At 72.0% G+C, this 5,401-nt stretch carries 8 protein-coding genes; 2 read left to right on the top strand and 6 right to left on the bottom strand.

Features of this window, described 5'->3' with window-relative positions; all coding sequences use genetic code 11:
- Nucleotides 1-166 precede the first annotated feature (166 nt).
- The 6 genes from ACYVPE_RS39140 to clpS all read right to left on the bottom strand — a co-directional run bounded on the left by ACYVPE_RS39140 (nt 167) and on the right by clpS (nt 3,049).
- A complete protein-coding gene (locus tag ACYVPE_RS39140; protein WP_461038616.1) occupies nt 167-1,117 on the bottom strand; it encodes a PLP-dependent cysteine synthase family protein in 951 nt (316 codons plus the stop codon).
- Entirely contained in the window at nt 1,117-1,398 is a 282-nt protein-coding gene (locus tag ACYVPE_RS39135; protein ID WP_461038615.1) for a MoaD/ThiS family protein, read from the bottom strand. Before ACYVPE_RS39135 ends, ACYVPE_RS39140 begins: the two co-directional genes overlap by 1 nt.
- Nucleotides 1,399-1,505: 107 nt before the next feature.
- Nucleotides 1,506-1,616 (bottom strand): putative leader peptide, encoded by a 111-nt coding sequence (locus ACYVPE_RS39130; protein ID WP_341829967.1) that lies wholly within the window; start codon nt 1,614-1,616, stop codon nt 1,506-1,508.
- A 70-nt stretch (nt 1,617-1,686) separates the two neighbouring features.
- Nucleotides 1,687-2,103, bottom strand: coding sequence for a M67 family metallopeptidase (locus ACYVPE_RS39125; RefSeq protein WP_461038614.1), 417 nt, complete (start codon nt 2,101-2,103; stop codon nt 1,687-1,689).
- A gap of 29 nt (nt 2,104-2,132) precedes the next feature.
- On the bottom strand, nt 2,133-2,738 hold the full coding sequence (locus tag ACYVPE_RS39120; protein ID WP_461038613.1) for a DUF2017 domain-containing protein: 606 nt from the start codon (nt 2,736-2,738) through the stop codon (nt 2,133-2,135).
- On the bottom strand, nt 2,738-3,049 hold the full coding sequence (gene clpS, locus ACYVPE_RS39115) for an ATP-dependent Clp protease adapter ClpS (protein ID WP_461038612.1): 312 nt from the start codon (nt 3,047-3,049) through the stop codon (nt 2,738-2,740). Before clpS ends, ACYVPE_RS39120 begins: the two co-directional genes overlap by 1 nt.
- Before the next feature lie 86 nt (nt 3,050-3,135).
- Between clpS and ACYVPE_RS39110 the strand changes: the two genes are divergently transcribed.
- Complete coding sequence (locus ACYVPE_RS39110; protein WP_461038611.1) at nt 3,136-4,500, top strand: nicotinate phosphoribosyltransferase; 1,365 nt, start codon at nt 3,136-3,138, stop codon at nt 4,498-4,500.
- 109 nt (nt 4,501-4,609) lie between these two features.
- Nucleotides 4,610-5,203 carry an isochorismatase family protein gene (locus tag ACYVPE_RS39105; RefSeq protein WP_461038610.1) on the top strand — a complete coding sequence of 198 codons (594 nt, stop codon included), beginning with the start codon at nt 4,610-4,612 and terminating at the stop codon, nt 5,201-5,203.
- Nucleotides 5,204-5,401: the final 198 nt, after the last annotated feature.

Raw genomic sequence — 5,401 nt, 5'->3', positions numbered from 1 at the left:
CCAAGGCACCGGGCCGGGGGGGGGCCCCGCCCCCGCCGGGGGGGGGGGGGGGGGGGGGGGGGGGGGGGGGGACGGCCGGAACAGGCAGGGCCCGGTGGGGCCCCGCCGCGCGGAGCGCGGAACAAACGGGTGGGTGGGTGGGGAAGGCCCCGCAGGGCCACCGGCGTCAGGCCCAGAGTTGGCCGTGGAGGTGTTCGATGGCCGCCTCCGTCGTCGGGGCCGTGTAGACGCCCGTGGACAGGTACTTCCAGCCCCCGTCCGCGACGATGAAGACGATGTCCGCCGGTTCACCCGCCCGGAGGGCCCGGCGGCCGACGCCGATCGCCGCGTGGAGGGCCGCGCCGGACGAGATGCCGGCGAAGATGCCCTCCTGGGCGAGGAGTTCACGCGTTCGCGTCACCGCGTCGGCCGAGCCGACGGAGAAGCGCGAGGTCAGCACCGACTCGTCGTAGAGCTCGGGGACGAAGCCCTCGTCCAGGTTCCGCAGCCCGTACACCAGGTCGTCGTAGCGCGGCTCGGCCGCGACGATCTGGGTGTCGGGCCGCTGCTCGCGCAGGTAGCGGCCGACGCCCATCAGGGTGCCCGTGGTGCCGAGGCCGGCCACGAAGTGGGTGATGGACGGCAGGTCGACCAGGATCTCGGGGCCGGTGGTGGCGTAGTGGGCGCCCGCGTTGTGCGGGTTGCCGTACTGGTAGAGCATCACCCAGTCGGGGTGCTCGGCGGCCAGTTCCTTCGCGACCCGGACGGCCGTGTTGGAGCCGCCGGCGGCCGGGGACGGGATGATCTCCGCGCCCCACATGGCGAGCAGCTCGCGCCGCTCGGACGAGGTGTTCTCCGGCATCACGCAGACCATCCGGTAGCCCTTGAGCCGGGCCGCCATCGCCAGCGAGATGCCGGTGTTGCCCGAGGTGGGTTCGAGGATGGTGCAACCTGGCGTGAGCCGGCCGTCCTTCTCCGCCTGTTCGATCATGAACAGCGCGGGCCGATCCTTGACCGAACCTGTCGGGTTGCGGTCCTCGAGCTTGGCCCAGATCCGCACGTTCTCGGCCGGCGACAGCCGCGGCAGCCGCACCAGGGGCGTGTTGCCCACGGCCGCCAGCGGCGAGTCGAACCGCATCAGCGCATGCCCCCGGCGACGGCCGGCAGGATGGTGACGCTGTCGCCGTCGGTCAGCTCGGTGTCGACCCCGCTCAGGAAACGGACGTCCTCGTCGTTGAGGTAGACGTTGACGAAGCGCCGCAGCGAGCCGCCGTCCTCGACCAGCCGGGCCCTGATGCCGGGGTGGCTGGTGTCCAGGTCGGTGAAGAGTTCGGCGATGGTCGCCCCCGCGCCCTGGACGGCCTTCTCGCCGTCGGTGTAGCTGCGGAGGATGGTCGGGATGCGGACCTCGATGGCCATGAGGACTCCAGGAGAGGGCTCGGGCAACGAATGCGATGCGAGAGACGGGCGAAGCGGGAGAAGCTGGCGAAGCGGTGCGGCGGATGCGGCGGACGCGTGCGGCTGAATCAGTGAGACGCGCGACACATGGCGCTGGCGAGGCGGCACAGATCGACGTGCAGACGCGCCACCAGCGGGACACCGCCGGGCCATTCGTCGTTCACGCCGTGAGAAACCATGCTCGCATCGTAGCCATTCCCGGCAACGCACATGGAAATCGGCCCATAACATCGACCACCCGCTTCCCGCTCAGACCACCCGCACCTCCTCCTCGGTGATCTCGCCCTCCACGATGTGGAACGAGCGGAACGAGACCGGCCCCTCGTCGTTGCCGCACTCGGCGGTGGAAACCAGGACGTAGTGCGCGCCCGGCTCGTTGGCGTACGAGACGTCGGTGCGGGACGGGTACGCCTCGGTGGCGGTGTGGGAGTGGTAGATGACCACCGGCTCCTCGTCGCGGTCGTCCATCTCGCGGTAGAGCTTGAGCAGGTCGCCCGAGTCGAACTCGTAGAAGGTGGGCGACCGCGCCGCGTTGAGCATCGGCACGAACCGCTCGGGGCGGTCGGTGCCGGCCGGTCCCGCGATCACCCCGCAGGCCTCGTCGGGGTGGTCGGCGCGGGCGTGGGCGACGATCCGGTCGCGCAGCTCCTGGCTGATGGTAAGCATGGCGCCAGGGTAGGCGGGGTGGCTCGGGGTCAGGGCAGCAGCGTCCCGATGAGGGAGTCCTGGAGGCCGCCGAGCCAGACGTAGGCCAGCACGATCGGCCTGTTCGGGTCGCCGGCCGGGAAGTCGAGGAGCGCCTCCGCGGTGTCGTCGTCCTTGATGTCGAGGCGGACGGCGATGGTGAGCCGCAGGTCGTTGAGCGCGCCGAGCCAGCGCCTGGCGTCCTCGGGGCCGAGCGTCAGCAGGGCGGGCGCGTCGCCCTCCGCGTTCCGGCGGGCCTCGTCGAGGCCGCGGACCATGGCGAGCAGGTCCTCCCGCTTGCGGGTCCGCAGGTCGGCCTCGGTGAAGCGGCGGAACTCGGCGGACTGCCGGCGGATCTCGTCGTCCTGTTCCTGGCCGGGCTCGCCGTAGGCGTCCGGGAAGAGCCGGGCGAGCGCCGGGTCCCGCGGCGGCTCGCTCGGGCCCTCGGTGAACAGCGCGGCCAGCGGGTCGTCGTCGCCGTCGGCCGGGCCCTGCTCGGGGCCGATCAGTTCGAGCAGTTGGCCGGCCAGGGTGCGGAGGACGGAGATCTCGCCGTCGTCGAGCGCGATCGCGGCGCCGCCCTCGGGGTCGCGGGTGGCCTCGAAGTAGGTCACCATCAGCGGTCCTGCTGCAGCGTGGCCCACAGGCCGTAGCCGTGCATGGCCTGCACGTCCCGCTCCATCTCCTCGCGACTGCCCTGGGAGACGATCGCCCGGCCCTTGTGATGCACGTCCAGCATGAGCTTCTTGGCCTTGTCCTTCGAGTAGCCGAAATACGCCTGGAAGACGTAGGTCACGTAACTCATGAGATTCACCGGGTCGTTGTGTACGACCGTGACCCACGGCACGTCAGGCGCCGGCACCTCGGCCGGCGCTTCCTGCGACTCCGTGCTCTCGATCTCCATGGGGATGGCACTCACGGCACCCATGCTGCCATCCCGGACGCCCCCACGCCCAAGCGGCGGCCCGGATCCAGATATCGTCACTCTGACGAGATGCGAGGTAGGCTGGCGCCATGAACGTGGATGTGACGGACGAAGGACGGTCGGGAGCGCCCGTGGCGGTGCCGTCGACCGCCCTGTTCACCGACCAGTACGAGCTGACGATGCTCCAGGCCGCGCTGCGGGCCGGCACCGCGCACCGGCGTTCGGTGTTCGAGGTCTTCACCCGCCGGCTGCCCGAGGGCCGCCGCTACGGGGTGGTGGCGGGCACCGGCCGGGTGCTCGACGCGGTGGAGAACTTCCGCTTCGAACCGGCCATCCTGGAGTACCTGGACGAGCGGGGCGTCGTGGACCGGCCGACCCTCGACTGGCTGACCGACTTCCGGTTCACCGGCGAGATCCACGGCTATCCGGAGGGCGAGGTCTACTTCCCCGGCTCGCCGATCCTCCAGGTCGAGGGCAGCTTCGCGGAGTGCGTGCTGCTGGAGACCGTGATCCTGTCGATCCTCAACCACGACTCGGCGGTGGCCGCCGCCGCCTCCCGGATGGCGGTGGCGGCGATCGGCCGGCCGCTGATCGAGATGGGCGCCAGGCGCACCCACGAGCTGGCGGCGGTCGCCGCCGCCAGGGCGGCGTACGTCGGCGGCTTCTCCTCGACCTCCGACCTGGCGGCCGGCTACCGCTGGGGCATCCCCACGGTCGGCACCAGCGCCCACGCGTTCACGCTGCTGCACGACTCGGAGCGGGACGCGTTCACCGCCCAGGTCGCCTCGCTCGGCACCGGCACCACCCTGCTGGTGGACACCTATGACGTCGCCGAGGCCGTCCGCACGGCCGTCTCGGTCGCCGGGCCCGAGCTCGGCGCGGTGCGGATCGACTCGGGCGATCTGCTGGTGGTGGCGCACCGGGTGCGGCAGCAACTGGACGAGCTCGGCGCGCGGAGCACCAGGATCGTGGTGACCAGCGACCTCGACGAGTACGCGATCGCCTCGCTCGCGGCGGCGCCGGTCGACGCCTACGGCGTGGGCACCCAGCTGGTCACCGGCAGCGGGCACCCGACCTGCTCGATGGTCTACAAGCTGGTGGCCAGGGCCACCGACGACGACCCGCGCTCGCCGCTGATGCCGGTGGCCAAGAAGTCCCTCGGCGGCAAGCTGTCGGTGGGCGGCGTGAAGTGGGCGGCGCGGGCGAGGGACGAGTACGGGGTGGCGGCCGAGGAGATCGTCGGCACCGGGCCGGTACCGGACGAGCTCGCCGACTCGCTGCTGAGCGTCGAGCTGATGCGGGACGGCCGGGTGCTCACCGGGGAGACCCTGGACACGGCGCGCCACCGCCACGAGCGGGCCCGGAGCGGCCTACCGCTCTCCGCCACGCAGCTCTCGCGGGGCGAACCGGTGCTTCCGACTCGTTATCGCACCGAGGCGCCGGTGACGGCGTAGGCTCACAACCGATCGCCGACAGTCACGGAACGATTCGGATCCGTCTTCTTCGTTCGTCTTCCGCAAGCTTCCGCAACCTTCTGCAAGCTTCCGCAAACGAGGTGTTCCCATGCAGCGCGCCCTGATCGTCGTCGATGTGCAGAACGACTTCTGCGAGGGGGGAAGCGTCCCGGTCAGCGGTGGCGCGGACGTCGCGGCCGCGATCACCGACCTGATCGGCGCCGCCACGCCGGCCTACCAGCACGTGGTGGCCACCCGCGACCACCACGTCGACCCGGGCGACCACTTCTCGTCGCGCCCGGACTTCGTCCACTCCTGGCCCCGGCACTGCGTGGTCGGTACCGAGGGCGCCGGCTTCCACCCGAACTTCGCTCCCGCGGTCGCCTCGGGGGCCGTCCACTCGATCTTCGACAAGGGCGCCTACGCGGCCGCCTACAGCGGCTTCGAGGGCGCCGACGAGTCCGGGCTCGGCCTCGCCGACTGGCTGCGGGCGCGCGGCGTGACGGACGTCGACGTGGTCGGCATCGCCACGGACCACTGCGTGCGGGCCACGGCCCTGGACGCGGCCAGGGAGGGTCTGACGACGCGGGTCCTGCTGAGCCTGACGGCGGGCGTCAGCCGGCGTACGGTCGACGCGGCCTGCGAGGAGATGACGGCGGCGGGCATCACCCTGGACGGCCACCCGGTGGTGGCGACCGCCTGAGGATTTTCCCCCACCCACCCGCCCTCTGTTCCGCGCTCCGCGCGGGTGGGCCCTGGCGGGCCGGGCCGGCCTGCGGCGCCGGCCCCGGCGCTTCGCGCGGTGGGGGCGGCTACGCCGCGGGGTGGGTGCCCCGCGCTTCGCGCGGGGTTTTCCCCACCCTCCCCCAGCTAACGCTGGGAGGTGCCCCCACGAGCCCTT

The organism is Streptomyces mayteni, assembly GCF_054783955.1.
Note: the sequence above shows the minus strand (reverse complement) of the source record. Positions and strands in the feature narration are given on the sequence as shown.

Excerpts from the sequence above, each read along its gene's own strand:
- ACYVPE_RS39135 (WP_461038615.1), bottom strand. The coding sequence starts at position 1,398 with ATGGCCATCGAGGTCCGCATCCCGACCATCCTCCGCAGCTACACCGAC.
- ACYVPE_RS39125 (WP_461038614.1), bottom strand. The coding sequence starts at position 2,103 with ATGCTTACCATCAGCCAGGAGCTGCGCGACCGGATCGTCGCCCACGCC.
- ACYVPE_RS39105 (WP_461038610.1), top strand. The coding sequence starts at position 4,610 with ATGCAGCGCGCCCTGATCGTCGTCGATGTGCAGAACGACTTCTGCGAG.
- ACYVPE_RS39140 (WP_461038616.1), bottom strand. The coding sequence starts at position 1,117 with ATGCGGTTCGACTCGCCGCTGGCGGCCGTGGGCAACACGCCCCTGGTG.
- ACYVPE_RS39110 (WP_461038611.1), top strand. The coding sequence starts at position 3,136 with ATGAACGTGGATGTGACGGACGAAGGACGGTCGGGAGCGCCCGTGGCG.
- clpS (WP_461038612.1), bottom strand. The coding sequence starts at position 3,049 with ATGGGTGCCGTGAGTGCCATCCCCATGGAGATCGAGAGCACGGAGTCG.
- ACYVPE_RS39130 (WP_341829967.1), bottom strand. The coding sequence starts at position 1,616 with ATGGTTTCTCACGGCGTGAACGACGAATGGCCCGGCGGTGTCCCGCTG.
- ACYVPE_RS39120 (WP_461038613.1), bottom strand. The coding sequence starts at position 2,738 with ATGGTGACCTACTTCGAGGCCACCCGCGACCCCGAGGGCGGCGCCGCG.